Here is a 14,278-nt window from a genome sequence, read left to right as displayed (position 1 = left end):
GATGTGGGCAGCTGAAAGCCTGAGGTCGTCATTTTTCCACCCTTTCCCTCGAATGTTTCGCGCGCGAAACATTCGAGGGGGATAATGCATGTAATGTATTGGTTTTTACGGGGGAGGGATTAGTCGACAGGTGATTGCTGTTTCGGTAGGTAAGTAATAATTTTATTATCAAAGGTTTTTCATAGATGAAGATTGAGAAAACACTGCTTCCGGGTGTTTTAGTCTTAACTCCCGCCCGCTTTGGAGATCATCGCGGATTCTTCTCCGAAAGCTACAGCTTCAAAGCGCTTGCCGAGCGTGGGATCACCACGCAATTCGTGCAAGACAATCACTCCCTGTCCATGACCCAAGGCACTATTCGTGGGCTGCATTTTCAGGCACCACCCCATGCACAGTACAAGCTGGTGCGTTGCGGGCGTGGTGCGCTTTTTGACGTGGCGGTTGATATCCGTAACGGCTCTCCCACCTACGGGCAGTGGTATGGCGCTGAACTGAGCTTCGAGAACGGAAAGCAGATGCTGGTACCAGCAGGCTTTGCGCATGGTTTCGTGACGCGTACGCAGGACACCGAAATTATCTACAAGTGTTCGGATTATTATGCGCAGGAGACCGAGGGTGCCGTCGCTTGGAACGATCCCGAGGTCGGGATTGACTGGGGTTTGGGGGGTATGACGCCGGTCTTATCGGATAAGGACGCAAATGCGCCCGCCTTGGCCGATCTTAACAGTCCATTCACGTTTGAGGGTGTATAGATGAAGCTATTGGTGACAGGCGGTGCGGGGTTTATCGGCTCGGCAGTGGTGCGGCTGGCGATTGCCCAAGGGCATAGTGTGGTGAACCTTGATGCGCTGACCTATGCGGCGTGCCTTGAGAATGTGGAGAGCGTGGCGAACAGCCCGCTTTATGCGTTTGATCAGGTCGATATCTGTGATCGGGAGGCGTTGGACAGGATTTTTGATACACATCAGCCCGACGCGGTGATGCATCTCGCGGCCGAGAGCCATGTGGACCGTTCCATCGACGGGCCGGGGGCGTTTATTCAGACCAATGTCACCGGCACCTATACGTTGCTGGAGGCCGCCCGCGCCTATTGGCAAGGGGCAGGCAAGCCCGATGGTTTCCGCTTCCACCATATATCAACTGATGAGGTCTATGGCTCCCTTGGGCCCACGGGGCAGTTCACCGAAGACACGCCTTATGACCCGCGCAGCCCCTACTCCGCCTCGAAAGCTGCCAGCGACCATCTGGTACGCGCTTGGGGCGAGACCTATGGCCTGCCAATAGTACTTACTAACTGTAGCAATAATTACGGGCCCTACCACTTCCCCGAAAAACTGGTGCCGGTCGTCATACTCAAAGCGCTCGCCGGAGAGCAGATTCCGGTCTACGGCGATGGCGCGAATGTGCGCGACTGGCTGTTTGTCGAAGACCACGCCGATGCGCTGCTGACCGTGCTGACCAAGGGGGAATTGGGCCGCAGCTATAACATTGGCGGCGAGAATGAGGTCAGCAATCTTGAGCTGGTCAAAATGATCTGCGCCCTACTCGATGATCGCCACCCCGAAGGCGCACCCCATGCCGACCTGATCACCTTCGTCGCCGACCGCCCCGGCCATGACCAGCGCTATGCCATCGACCCGACACGTATCCGGACAGAGCTCGGCTGGCGGCCCTCGGTCACGGTGGAAGAAGGGCTGGCGCGCACCGTGGATTGGTATCTTGAGAATAAGGATTGGTGGCGCGCACTGCAAATGCGTCAGGGTGTTGGCGAGCGATTGGGCAAGGCATGAAGATCCTCGTCTTCGGTCACAGTGGTCAGGTCGCCACGGAACTGCGCGCGCTGGACGGCGATGACGTCCAGATCACCGCCCTCGCCCGCGCCGATGCGGACTTAACCGACCCCGCCGCCTGCGCCGCTGCGATCGATGCCCACGCGCCTGACGCTGTGATCAACGCCGCCGCCTATACCGCCGTGGATAAGGCCGAAAGAGATGTGGAAACGGCGCAGATCATCAACGCCGATGCCCCCGCCGCCATGGCCCAAGCCTGTGCCGCGCGCGACATTCCATTCGTGTCTATCTCGACCGATTACGTGTTTTCCGGCGCGGGCGACACGCCTTGGGCACCCGACGACCCGACCGATCCACAAAGCGTCTACGGCCGCACCAAGCGTGACGGAGAGGTCGCAATTGTAAAGGCGGGCGGGCGCTACGCCGTATTGCGCACCTCTTGGGTTGTGTCAGCCCACGGCAATAACTTTGTCAAAACCATGCTGCGCCTTGGGGCCGAACGCGAGGCACTAACCATCGTCGCCGACCAGATCGGCGGCCCCACCGGTGCCGCAGAGATCGCACATGCCTGTGTGACAATCGCCAAAACCCTCGTGTCAGAACCGCATAAGGCTGGGATCTACCACTTTTCAGGCACCCCAGACACCAGCTGGGCGGATTTCGCCCGCGTAATTTTCGACGCCGCCAATATCCCCTGCGCTGTCACTGATATCCCGTCGGCTGACTACCCTACCCCCGCAAAACGCCCTCTGAACTCTCGGCTGGATTGCAGTGCGACCGAGGCCGCCTTTGGCATTTCCCGCCCCGATTGGCACCAGAGCCTCACCCATATTTTGACCCAACTTGATTTCTCCAAGGATTGATTTCCCATGACCCAGACGCCCAAACGCAAAGGTATTATCCTCGCCGGCGGCTCCGGCACGCGGCTTTATCCGATCACGATTGCCGTGTCGAAACAGCTGCTGCCGATCTATGATAAACCGATGATTTACTATCCGTTAAGCGTGCTGATGCTTGGCGGTATCCGCGACATACTGATCATTACCACGCCTCAAGACGCTGACCAATTCAAACGGGCTTTGGGAGACGGCAGCCAATGGGGCATTTCGCTGAGCTATGTCACGCAGCCCAGCCCCGATGGACTGGCTCAGGCTTACATCTTGGCGGAAGAGTTCCTCGACGGAGCGCCGTCCGCGATGGTGCTTGGCGACAACATCTTCTTCGGCCACGGCCTGCCCGAGATGCTCGCTCAAGCCGACGCGCAAACCACAGGCGGCACTGTCTTCGGCTACCGCGTTTCGGACCCTGAACGTTATGGCGTGGTGGATTTCGACGAGAACGGCCAAGCGCGACAGATCATTGAGAAGCCGGAAGTGCCCCCGTCGCACTATGCGGTCACGGGGCTGTATTTCTTGGATAACACCGCAAGCGAGCGCGCCAAGACGGTCAAGCCATCGGCACGAGGAGAGCTAGAGATCACGACGCTGCTTGAAACGTATCTTCATGACGGATCGTTGAATGTGCAGCGTATGGGGCGAGGGTATGCTTGGCTGGATACCGGGACGCATGGGAGCCTTCTGGATGCAGGGAACTTCGTGCGAACGCTGGAGACACGGCAGGGCCTGCAGACGGGAAGCCCCGATGAGATCGCGTACGAGCAGGGCTGGATTAGCAAAGGCGATCTAGAAAAAAGGGCAGCGATGTTCGCGAAAAACGACTACGGGTCCTATCTTGGGAAACTGTTCAAATAAATTTCGCTTTCTTTCAGCCTAACATTCGGCTTGCTTGGCTCAGTCCTTGGAATGTTTCGCGCGCGAAACATTCCAAGGCGTAGCAATTTGAAGCTTCCAAATCCCAAGTCTACCATTCCTGAAAGTCAAGATAACTTCTATCTATGACTGCGCCACACCACCCAATTTATGGAAGGCCAAGAACCGCGTGAATGCGTGATTTTTCTATGACTTCCGGCGTTGAAAATGCTGCAGTCATGTCTGGTAGTATGGCAGGTATAGTATTCTTGATCGTCTGACCGATGTCGCGTGGCGCTGTTCTAGTTCTGATATATGCTTGACCTTGGCGGCTTGAACCTATGGGAATTACGAACGACTAATCACAGCCCGCCTCCTTCGATAATATCTGCTGCAGCACAGCTCTCACTCCTATATCTCGAGCATATTGAAACCAATTTATGTCTAAAATCCCCCTGAACCGGCCATCTCTCGTCGGCAACGAAATGAACTACATACTCGACGCGGTTCAGCGCGGGCAGCTGTCTGGCGACGGTTACTATACGCAGCGATGTAATGCTCTGATCGAAGAGCTTACCCAAAGCTCCAAAGCTCTTGTGACGCACTCGTGTACGGCAGCTTTGGAAATGGCAGCGATCTTGTGTAATCTTGAACCGGGTGACGAGGTGATCTTGCCTTCTTTCACTTTCGTATCCACTGCGAATGCCATCGTATTACGCGGGGCGGTTCCTGTGTTCGTTGATATTGATCCGTCAACGTTGAACATTGATCCCGCTTGCGTCGAAGACGCGGTGACGGAAAGAACAAGGGCAATATTTGCCGTGCATTATGCGAGCTTTCCTGCCGATATGGACGCTTTGGCAAAGATTGCAGGTGCCCATGACTTGATCTTAGTTGAAGACGCGGCACAGGCGCTTGGCTCTACATACAAAGGCCGCCCAGCCGGAAGCCTCGGTGATCTTGCTGCCTTTAGTTTTCATGAAACCAAGAACGTGATCAGCGGAGAGGGTGGTGCCTTGACCGTTAACAAGCCTTCGCTGATGGAGCGGGCTGAAATCATCCGGGAAAAAGGGACCAATAGATCGCGCTTTATTCGTGGTGAAGTGGATAAATATACTTGGGTCGATATCGGGTCATCGTATTTGCCGGGAGAGCTGATTTCCTCTTTTCTCTATGCGCAGCTGGAGGTGGAGACTGATATCACCAAAAGACGCTTGTCGCTTTTTGATCGCTATTACGAAGCGTTCACTCCGTTGGCTGAGAATGGGTTGCTGCGCTTACCAGTGGTGCCCCCGCATACCACCGGCAACGGGCATATGTTTTATCTACTGATGGAAGATGCGGAAACGCGCAATGAGCTAAGTAGCTATATGAGAGAAAACGGTGTTATCGCGCCATTCCACTACATACCGCTTCATTCAGCACCCGCTGGCCGAAAATTTAGTCGCGCGCACGGGGATCTGGCTGTTACTGACAAGATTTCTGACACGCTTATTCGCTTGCCTATGTTTGTTGATCTCGGTGCAGACATTGAAATGGTAATAGATCACGTCACAGACTTTTTTAGCCAACGTCCAGCTTCTAGGACGTTTACATGAGAGATACAGAGGCGCCAGAGGTAAGCATTGTATCCCCTGTATATGGATGTCGTGACTGTCTAAGTCAGCTTGTAAAATCTGTCACAGATACGATGGATGCCAGCGGGTTGAGCTGGGAGTTGGTTCTTGTCGATGATTGCGGACCCGATCACCCTTGGTCACTCATTTGTCAATTTGCCGAGGAGGACGCGCGCGTGCGGGGGGTGAAGCTATCCCGCAATCACGGCCAACATCTGGCTATCTGGGCCGGTTTAGAGGTTTGCCGCGGAGAGTGGACCGCCGTAATAGATTGTGACCTACAAGATGACCCTGAGATGCTGCCCGCGCTATTTGAAGAGGCAAAAGAGAGCAAGGTTCATGCATTGCTTGTCGACCGTGGAGATTGGTCGGATTCATGGATCCGGCGCGCAGCGTCTACGCAATTCTATCGCCTAGTGAAAGTATTGGCGGGCATCGAGATTAAGAACGTTGGCAATTTTGGCATCTATAGTCGCCATATGGTCGATACACTTCTAAAATTTCGAGAGCAGGAAGTGTTCTTACCAATGATGGTGGCGCTTACTGGCTTACCATCCCGCAGGTCTAGAATAGACAGAAGCGCGCGCGCTGCGGGTGAAAGTAGCTATTCACCACTCCGTCTGCTCAGGCTTGCTGCGGCAATCGTAGTCCGATTTTCCGACCGTCCTTTGAAGCTGAGTGCGCTCGTAGGGTTCGCTTTTTCAACTTTGGCTGCGCTAATTTCTGTCTATTTGTTGTTCGGCTATTTGCTAGGGGCATTTACCGTGGCTGGCTGGACCAGTGTGGTTTTGTCTTTGTGGTTCTTATCAGGGTTAATTTTGGTCACGCTGGGGATACATGGGCTTTATCTCGGGCGGGTTTTTGCAGAGGTGCGTAGACGTCCAAGACTATCTGTCATGTACACCACATTTGATCGCGAAGGGGGCAAAGAGGCGATACCAAAAGGTAGCGACGTCTCTGTCGATTATGATTGAAATCGGTAAGGAAGCGCGGTTGCTATCACGCTATGGCTTGGTGGGTGTTGTTAATAACCTTGTCCTCTATGTTGTATTCGTCACGTTGATCTGGCTTGGCACACCCGCAGTTTTGTCAGCTGGGTTCTGTTATATCGCTGGTGTCGCGCTTAGCTATTTGCTGAACCGGCGCTGGGCGTTCAAAAGTACTGCCAAACATAGCCGGGAACTGCCAAAGTTTATAATTTCTTATGGGATCGGGCTTCTCGCGACACTCGTGATATTGCAGGTGTTATTGGTGTGGTTCCCGCCCGAGATCGCTCAAATATTTAACGTAGCTTGCACTGCGGCTGTTATTTACATCACCTTACGCGTTTTGCGGTTTGGAAAAGATACGAATGCCTCTTGAAATAGATACGCTCGGAACGGCCCGTTTCGGAGCGACATTAGCACGCACGATAGATGTTAGTGCGACACCCCAGCAACTGAACACAAAGGCCGCGGAACTTGGAGTTCAGATGCTGAGCACTCGGGTCAATTGTGGAGAGTTGGATCGCATCCATGCTTTGGAGGCTGATGGGCACCGCCTTATGGATAGCCTCATATATTATACGAGATCCCTGAGACAGCCCATTGCCGAGGATGGCAAGAAAACAGACCTGACTATTCGAGGTGCGACGATTGAAGACGCGAGCTCCGCTGCGGGTGTCGCGCGTATGGCCTTTAAAAACTACTTCGGGCATTTCCATTCGGACCCAAAGCTTGAAACAGCGAGCGCGGATGCTGCCTATGTTGAATGGGCGGAGACCAGTTTCCACCGTTTGTCCGATACCCGTCCGGCATTCATAGCGCAGCTCAGTGGACGCACTGTCGGTTTTCTCACACTGCAACGCAATGCGCCTGAGGAGTGGGAAATTATACTGAATGCTGTGGCACCCGATAGTCAGGGGCAAGGCATCTACGGGCAGCTTGTCACCGCAGCTATCAATCATGCGGCTTCGCAGGTTGATAATAAGGAAGAGGGGCGCATTTTGATATCAACACAACTGAACAATTACGCTGTGCAGCGTGTATGGACGCGCCAAGGCTTCCATATAGATCATGGGCTCTACACGTTTCATAAATGGTATGATGAAGCCGCTAACCCTAAGGGCGATTTATGACAGCGGGTAGGTTATTTCCTGCATTAAACCTTTTCATTGCCGCGGCGTTTATTGGCTTACTCCTCATACAGCCGATCCTGATCGATACAGGACATATGGACGATACTGTGCTCCTTGCGAACCTAGGCTGGCGCGGCGTAAACGGTTTGGAACCGGTACTGGATTTCCCCCATTTCTACGGTGGTGTAACGAGCAAGTTCGTAACATGGGCCTTCCAAATATTCGGGGCTAGTTACTTCTCTATTCAATATGCGTTTGTGATGATGTTCATCGCAGCGAGTTCTGTAATCTGGATATTGGGATATCAACGCATCCCAATTTCCTATCTTGCCTTGCTGACAGCACTTGCAGGTACCTTGATGCTTTCGCTCGTTCCGATCGAGACCGGGCGGTATGAGGAGCCGATAACACGTCACTCCTTTGTTTATAACCACGCTGCAATCGTCTTGATGATGGCGTTGAGCCTCTTTGCGCTGCTGAAGTCCAAGCCCGGCGCCTTAGAGGATGGGAGAGCTATTTTTGCAGGAGGGGCGATTTACGTTCTAATCTTGCTCAAACCTACCTTTGGCGTTTTTGGAGCGTGTGTGGTCTTGGCATGCCTGGTTCAGGCGCGATGGCGGTGTAGTCTACTGATCGCGCTGGGCGTTGGGTTAGGGGTGTGGTTTCTTGACCCTGGTATGGAGCGGGCTTTGGGCTCGCTCAGTTATCTCCTTGGTTCAGCTGCGGCCGAAAGCACTGGCATTGATTTTTTCGTGTCAGAGGCAGTGGATTTATATGTTGATCATGCCGTGGCCTTAGGGCTTGTCGGGGGCGTGCTGGTGTTGTTGCATGTGGCAACGGTCAGAATGATCTTACCAATGCTAATTCTATTCGCTGGGTACTACGCAGCAATATTAACGACAGGCGGAAGCACCGATCTGAAACTTCTACCGTTTTTGATCGTAATCGCGCTAATTTGTGCTGTACTCTCAACTAAGTACAATCTTGCCGATACCTTTCTACCCAATAGCCCTAAAAAGCGGAAGCTTGTCAGCGCGTTACCCTTTGTGATGGCATGTTTTCTTATCGTGCCCGCGGTTATGTCAGCAACAGCCAGCAGTGTGATGGCATTTACGCATAAGGACGCCTCTCTTATCAAAGCAGGGCAAGCCGGAGACTACGTCGTGGCGGATGAGAACAGTTTCTTTAACACAACTGTTAGTGAAACTGCTTTATCCGATATTATTTCTGGTATTCTAAACGGGACACCAAGCGTACGCTCGGAAAGGGACGAATATGCCATGTTTGCAGATGGCATCGCACTCCTTCAGGAAAAACCTGACTTTGCGCAATATGGTATCATTTCAAATGGTCGTATGTTTGATTTCACGATGCCTCTTGGGGCTCCACCGGTCGCATCCTTTCCAGTGTGGCCCACGACAAACCTGGATTACTTTACTGAACCGTCCCCGCTTTCTGAAGATGTGGATGTCGTGATGATTTCGGTGGATATACCTCGGCTAGGGCTCACCAATGACGCGCTAATCAGGAAAATGGGCGCAGAATTCAGACTATGCCGCCAGTCTAGGATCTGGTCTCTGTATCTGCGGAGGGAGCATCCTGAGGCGCTTTGTGAACAAGTGAAGTAGCGCGGTTCATGTAATTGTGACTGCCTAGTTCCACGGGTAATCCCCCCATTTTTAATGGGGATGGATTCAGGCGGTCACTGCAACACCTGCTCTAACTTACACGCTGGTGTGAGGAATCCTAAGGTTTTCCGTGGCCGATTGTTGAGTTGGTTTGCGACCTCATCCAACTGTTCCTGAGAGTAGTTGGAAAGGCAGGACCCTTTCGGGAAGTATTGGCGCAGCAGGCCATTGGTGTTTTCATTTGTTCCTCGTTGCCATGGACTGCTTGGATCGCAGAAGTAGACGTCAATGTCAGTCGCAACAGTGAACTTCTGATGAGAAGCTAATTCGGTCCCCCGGTCCCAAGTAAGGCTTTGCTTCAGTTGCCTTGGTAGTTTGGTCATTTGACGGGCCAAAGCAGGGACGACGGTATCAGTCTTCTTGCCATCGACCTTCCACCGCGCGGATCAGCGCCGCCAGTGCGACAGGATCCAGCGTACTCTCAAAGTGCAAACTGCGCCCACCTCGAAAGCGCAATTCAACTGCACTCGGCGGAGGCACTTTTGGGACAGGCAACTGCGGCGCAGGAACCGCAACCTGAAACGGGATATCCATTGGATAGAAAAGAGCGCCGCCGTCAGGCGACCAAAGCCCTTTCTTCTTCAGGTCATGCCGCCACGCATAAATCTGTTGCCGCCTAATCCCATGACGCTGCGCTACCTGGGTCACGCTCGCCCCGTCGACGCCAACCGACATGACAATCTCCAGCTTGTCGTCGTCATGCCAAAAACGCCGCCGCTCAGCCCCGAGAATTTCGCCCCGCATCACACACCCCGTTTAAGAGACGTCATTAGTGACGTCATTAAACACGTGTCTTAGATCAAAGCGCCAACCTCAGGCAGGCGGTGTCAATGGCGCGGTTACATTCCTTTTGTGTCCGGATACGTCAGCTTGAGCCATCCCGCGATCTGCTCAGGGGACCAGTCTTCACAAAGCTTGGCATCAACGAGATCTCTCAGCATTGCGTTTTCGCCTAATAAGAACGGCTTTGGGCGCTGCCCACGGTACCAGGCAAATTTATCTGCAATGATCGCACGATACAGATTCCTTCCGCCGTTTTTGTTGATCTCCCGGCTTACAGTTGAAGGACTGCGGCACAAAATACTGGCGATAAATTGAATGCTATATCCATGCGATATGCCACGCGAAATCTCCTCACGCTCTTCTAAACTCAGCGCATCAGTGCGCCTAAATCGGCGACGCGGTCTAATGCCACCATGATACTGGAGATACGAGAAAACGGTAGCAGGTGGCTTGTTAATAACGCGAGCGATATTTGCCATTGGCGTTCCGCGTTCCCACTCGCGCCAAATCACTGATTTCTTTTGTTCGTCCATCGGCAGCGGCTTAGTCATCAACACAGTCCTTAAATGCAAAGGTTCATACTGTGTTGCAGTGACCGCCTGAATCCATCACCACTAATTATAGGGGGGATTACCCACGGATAGGGCCCAAACAATTAGTTCTAGCTCAGCGGTGCGATAATGAATGCTAAGGGGCGTTTTGCGGTGCAGCTTATGGTGGCGACGTCAAGAATCAGACGTATACTTTTTATATCTGATAATCAAAACTTATTGGACATGAATGAGAGCGCCAAAGTGAGGCGGTTATTGCGCTATTTTCTGGCAAAAAGCGCCGTCGCGATGTAGGCTCCAAGCATGACATTTGCCCGGACAGATCACATCAGCACCCTTGATACGCTACCGCGGATGCCCGAGTGGATCACCTCAGCGCGACCAGAAATACTTGAAGATATTGCGCTTTTTTCGGGTGCAGCGCTGTCTCATCTGCACCTTGTGTTGAGCCGCGAGGAAGTCCCCCATGCCTTGCTGCGGGACCGCTTGGCGCTGCGGGCAGCGGAGGCTTGTGTCGCGTTCTCTGGGCGGCCAGAGCGGGCAGGGGAGCTGCGCGATGCGGTGCACTTGCTGCGCCCGGGCGATCTGCCTGGGCCGGCGGGAGAAACCTACCTTGCTTGGCGGCGCGCGGTGGAGCGGCCGGTGTCGATCAAGACTTTGAGCCGAGCCTTGCCAACCTTCGAGCCGGGCCAGATTGCCGCGTGGTTCGATGCGGGGAAGGGCGGGCCGGTCAATCGCGCCGGGATGGTGCTGGAAGCTGTTTTGCGCGAGGTGCCACGTGCAGAGGAGGCTGCGCTTATCCTTGCGGATGCAGCGCTGGCAAAGGCGCTTGGCTGGGATCATCTCGTGCCTCTTCTGGCCGCCGGCCTGAAACGCGCCGACCTGCGCAAGCAAGGCGATGGCCTTCGCTCGGCATGTCATAGGGCGCTTATCTCATCGACGATCAAAGCTGTGCGGCAGGCCGCCGAGCTAGCGCGTCGGGCAGAGCAGCTGAAAGCGGTCTCGCCAAAGCTGCGGGCCAAGGGCGCGGGCGACGCGGTCGAGATGTTCCTGACCCGCGACGCAATGGCACCTTCGGCCTTGCCTTTGCCGGATCGCGCCGCGCGGCGGCTCTGCGACCGGCTGGTTGACCTAGGTGCCGTGCGCGAACTTACGGGGCGCGACACTTTTCGGCTCTACGGGGTTTAAGCATGGCCAAGGACAGATCCGCACACGAGCTGGACCGCGAATTGTCCGACCTGCCGCCGGAACTGCGGTGGCGCGAATGGATGCGCCGAATCGAGGCTGTGCTGTTTGCTTCCGCCTCGCCTGTGCCGCGCGAAGACCTCGCCCGCGTGGTGGGTCAAGGGGCCTCGGTCGATCTGCTGGTCGAGGACCTTGCCACGGATATTGAAGGCCGGGCCTTCGAGATCACCCAGGTGGCCGGCGGCTGGATGTTCCGCACGCGTGCCGCCTACGCACCTGCGATCCGCGCAGCGGCGGATATAGGTGAGCAAGAGTTAAACTTAGACGCGTTTGATGTCGCAGTTCTAGGGGCTGTTGCCTACCATCAGCCGATCTCACGGGACGGGTTGAAGGACATCTTTGGCCAAGAGATCAGTCGCAGTCTCATCAGGCGGCTGAACGCACAAGAGCTCATTGCCACGGGCCCCCGCAGCCCCCGCCGCGGCGCGCCCTATACCTTTGTGACAACTGAGAAGTTTCTGGTGGCTTTTGGGTTTGAGACCCTCCGAGACTTACCGGACAAAGAACAACTGCAGGATTCGGGAGGGGCTATTTTTGATTTGCGATGCAGACCAATAAGTAGCCCCTAGGCATTTTACCCAATACGGGACGGAGTATTCGCGATTGCACAGCAATTTAATGACTGTAAGCCCTTACCGTAGGGGCCGCTGCCTTATGGGGAGGGGTTACTTTAAGCATATTATATGAAAACAATCACTTAGTTCCAATTTGTATCGTCGTATGATGGTCATTTTCATAGAAAATGGACATTCTATAGACTTCAAATAAAGGTCAAAAACCTGACATTTTGGCTTGTTGGGCTGTGAAACTTATAATCGATGGCGAATGGCATGCTCGCCAGTTTTCGACTGATCGGCTTTCGCGAGCTTTCTCAAAGCTATGAAGGCATCAACTTCATATATTCACGAATGTTAGATCGGTTGGCAGCCGAAGCGGCTCAACTGACACTAGCGAGATGTAAGAACAGAAAGGGCAAGCGGCTGTGGCCATTGCAGTCCCACAGTTTGGTTCTGAAAGGCTGATTTGAAGTGTTTTCTGCTGATCAATTGCATCTGCACTCAAAGTCAATTCAGAGCTCGCTTACATCTCAAATTAGAGCCAGGTTGTCCGTCCATATTGCATAGATGCCAATTATTAAGTTTGCGACACCATGGCATAGGATAGCATCCCAAATGCGTCCGCGTCGTAGGGCGATAAAGGTAAGCACCAGCCCTGATAGGAAGGCGAGCCAGAAGACTTGGTGCAGAGCTGCAAACAACCCTGATACAAGCACGGCTGCAATAACCGAACCGTATCTACCAGAGAGACCTGCGATGCGGGTTTGCAAGTAATCACGAAAAAAGAGCTCTTCTATCACGGGAACAAGCAAAGCTGTTCCAGCAAGGCGTATAAAAAGCCAAGTCCAAGCAGCAAACTCCCACGGTGTTTCCCAGAGGTTTTTCAAGCTTTCCGAAGGCACAGCGGCACTCATAACCGGGATCCAGACGGCGGCAATTAGGAACCCGAAAAATACTGCAGCAAGGTCTACTGTGAGACGGATGGGGGGCAAGGTTCGTGCCACCATCAAAAGTGCGCCGCCGGAAATCAAGACTTTCCACGGATAGCCATAGACAGGGTTGGTATAGATGGTGGCGATAGCTAGCGAACCGCTGAGCCAAAGTAAGAAGGGAAGAAGGCGGGCAACTGCGGGATCATCGGTAAACTTAAGAGTTGGTGCCTTTGGTTGAGTGCTAATCTGCATCCATGGCAAGCGATCTAGCGTAAATATGATAAGGCCAACAATCGCCATGAAGCTGACCCACCCCGCATAGTTGTGGAAGCCCTCAACAGCGAGCTCGGGAGAGATGTTGGCCCCAATCAGCACAAGGATTACAATACGCGCTACGTTGAAAATCCAACTAATGAGGGCAACAAGCGGTAGGATGAGTATAATGCGGTCTAAGCGCAGTTGTTTGCGCATTAATAATCCGAATGTGAAAATAGCGCTGCATGATAAAAGGATACCCCATACACCGGCGCAGGGGTGGCCAACAATCACGGCAAACTTGTTGATGCCCAGATAGGATCTCGAGGCGTCGAAAACCGTATGATATCCAAGGCTTTCAAGCATCCACGCTGACGATGCGAAAGTTGCGTGTTGCAATGCATCCATTGACCAGGCCTGCATACCCATTTTGAGTGCAAGATAGGGCAGCAGCAGGCCTATTGTGAATAAAGCAAACCCAAGATGAACAGCTCCGGCATCGCGCCAATCCTTTAGAGGAGCACGCCACAAAACAAAGCCCAAAATCACGAATACTGTACCAGCTGCGAGTATAACGAGCCACAACGGGGATAGTCTGTCTTGGCCACTTAACGCAGACCAGAAATTTGGTGCAATTATTAAGGCCACGCCGAAGACGTTGAGTGTTAGCCCATGCCATCGGCCTTTGTTTTTAATCATTAAATTGAACGCGGGTAAGGCTAGCGTTCGTCCGGCCCTAGTGACAAGAAAAATAAAGAACACCAAAGGCACAAGCCTTAGGCTGGATATGAAGAACCGCAGTTCTACACAGGCCTTTTCATTTTCCCCAAAAAGATAGCACAGAGAGTCATTCGCTGGGACGACAAGCCCGCTGAGGTCAAATTTGAATGCCCAGATCAGAAACGCAAGTTCGCCGATAACAAGAACAAGAATAAACCAAATTCTATGAACTCTGTGGGAGCGGTCTTCAAAATTAGATGCGTAGGTCTCCATACGA

Annotated in this window: 14 protein-coding genes and 1 pseudogene; 11 read left to right on the top strand and 4 right to left on the bottom strand. The window is 53.4% G+C overall.

Annotation, left to right across the window (positions count from 1 at the left end):
* The first annotated feature begins 185 nt into the window (after positions 1–185).
* The 9 genes from rfbC (at position 186) to AADW22_RS18895 (ending at position 8,898) form a co-directional block, all read left to right on the top strand.
* Positions 186–752, top strand: coding sequence for a dTDP-4-dehydrorhamnose 3,5-epimerase (rfbC, locus tag AADW22_RS18935; protein ID WP_407474985.1), 567 nt, complete (start codon positions 186–188; stop codon positions 750–752).
* Positions 753–1,790, top strand: a complete 1,038-nt coding sequence (rfbB, locus tag AADW22_RS18930) for a dTDP-glucose 4,6-dehydratase (protein ID WP_407474984.1) — start codon at positions 753–755, stop codon at positions 1,788–1,790.
* Entirely contained in the window at positions 1,787–2,653 is an 867-nt protein-coding gene (rfbD, locus tag AADW22_RS18925) for a dTDP-4-dehydrorhamnose reductase (protein ID WP_407474983.1), read from the top strand. Before rfbB ends, rfbD begins: the two co-directional genes overlap by 4 nt.
* A gap of 6 nt (positions 2,654–2,659) precedes the next feature.
* The gene (rfbA, locus tag AADW22_RS18920; protein WP_407474982.1) at positions 2,660–3,541 is read left to right on the top strand and encodes a glucose-1-phosphate thymidylyltransferase RfbA; all 882 of its coding nucleotides are present in this window, start codon (positions 2,660–2,662) and stop codon (positions 3,539–3,541) included.
* Between the two features lie 437 nt (positions 3,542–3,978).
* The gene (rffA, locus tag AADW22_RS18915; RefSeq protein ID WP_407474981.1) at positions 3,979–5,136 is read left to right on the top strand and encodes a dTDP-4-amino-4,6-dideoxygalactose transaminase; all 1,158 of its coding nucleotides are present in this window, start codon (positions 3,979–3,981) and stop codon (positions 5,134–5,136) included.
* Positions 5,133–6,128, top strand: coding sequence for a glycosyltransferase family 2 protein (locus AADW22_RS18910; protein WP_407474980.1), 996 nt, complete (start codon positions 5,133–5,135; stop codon positions 6,126–6,128). Before rffA ends, AADW22_RS18910 begins: the two co-directional genes overlap by 4 nt.
* Positions 6,121–6,516 (top strand): GtrA family protein, encoded by a 396-nt coding sequence (locus AADW22_RS18905; RefSeq protein ID WP_407474979.1) that lies wholly within the window; start codon positions 6,121–6,123, stop codon positions 6,514–6,516. The genes AADW22_RS18910 and AADW22_RS18905 overlap by 8 nt, the downstream gene beginning before the upstream one ends.
* Entirely contained in the window at positions 6,506–7,270 is a 765-nt protein-coding gene (locus tag AADW22_RS18900) for a GNAT family N-acetyltransferase (RefSeq protein ID WP_407474978.1), read from the top strand. The genes AADW22_RS18905 and AADW22_RS18900 overlap by 11 nt, the downstream gene beginning before the upstream one ends.
* Positions 7,267–8,898, top strand: a complete 1,632-nt coding sequence (locus AADW22_RS18895) for a hypothetical protein (RefSeq protein WP_407474977.1) — start codon at positions 7,267–7,269, stop codon at positions 8,896–8,898. Before AADW22_RS18900 ends, AADW22_RS18895 begins: the two co-directional genes overlap by 4 nt.
* A gap of 74 nt (positions 8,899–8,972) precedes the next feature.
* On the opposite strand, the pseudogene AADW22_RS18890 reads toward AADW22_RS18895, so the two are convergent.
* From AADW22_RS18890 to AADW22_RS18880, 3 genes and pseudogenes are all read right to left on the bottom strand, one after another.
* Positions 8,973–9,332, bottom strand: a pseudogene (locus AADW22_RS18890) (IS30 family transposase); the annotation flags it as partial.
* Positions 9,310–9,702 carry an IS66-like element accessory protein TnpA gene (gene tnpA / locus AADW22_RS18885; RefSeq protein WP_407474976.1) on the bottom strand — a complete coding sequence of 131 codons (393 nt, stop codon included), beginning with the start codon at positions 9,700–9,702 and terminating at the stop codon, positions 9,310–9,312. The pseudogene AADW22_RS18890 and the gene tnpA, both read right to left, overlap by 23 nt.
* Before the next feature lie 95 nt (positions 9,703–9,797).
* Entirely contained in the window at positions 9,798–10,292 is a 495-nt protein-coding gene (locus AADW22_RS18880; RefSeq protein WP_407474975.1) for a transposase, read from the bottom strand.
* 303 nt (positions 10,293–10,595) lie between these two features.
* Between AADW22_RS18880 and AADW22_RS18875 the strand changes: the two genes are divergently transcribed.
* Positions 10,596–11,480 (top strand): DUF1403 family protein, encoded by an 885-nt coding sequence (locus tag AADW22_RS18875; protein WP_407474974.1) that lies wholly within the window; start codon positions 10,596–10,598, stop codon positions 11,478–11,480.
* Between the two features lie 2 nt (positions 11,481–11,482).
* The gene (locus AADW22_RS18870; protein ID WP_407474973.1) at positions 11,483–12,106 is read left to right on the top strand and encodes an SMC-Scp complex subunit ScpB; all 624 of its coding nucleotides are present in this window, start codon (positions 11,483–11,485) and stop codon (positions 12,104–12,106) included.
* A 518-nt stretch (positions 12,107–12,624) separates the two neighbouring features.
* Here AADW22_RS18870 and xrtE read toward each other — a convergent pair.
* The gene (gene xrtE / locus AADW22_RS18865; RefSeq protein ID WP_407474972.1) at positions 12,625–14,274 is read right to left on the bottom strand and encodes an exosortase E/protease, VPEID-CTERM system; all 1,650 of its coding nucleotides are present in this window, start codon (positions 14,272–14,274) and stop codon (positions 12,625–12,627) included.
* Positions 14,275–14,278: the final 4 nt, after the last annotated feature.

Source organism: Sulfitobacter sp. PM12 (genome assembly GCF_045586035.1).
Taxonomy (GTDB): Bacteria; Pseudomonadota; Alphaproteobacteria; order Rhodobacterales; family Rhodobacteraceae; genus Sulfitobacter; species Sulfitobacter pontiacus.
This window is presented reverse-complemented; position numbering and strand designations above follow the sequence as displayed.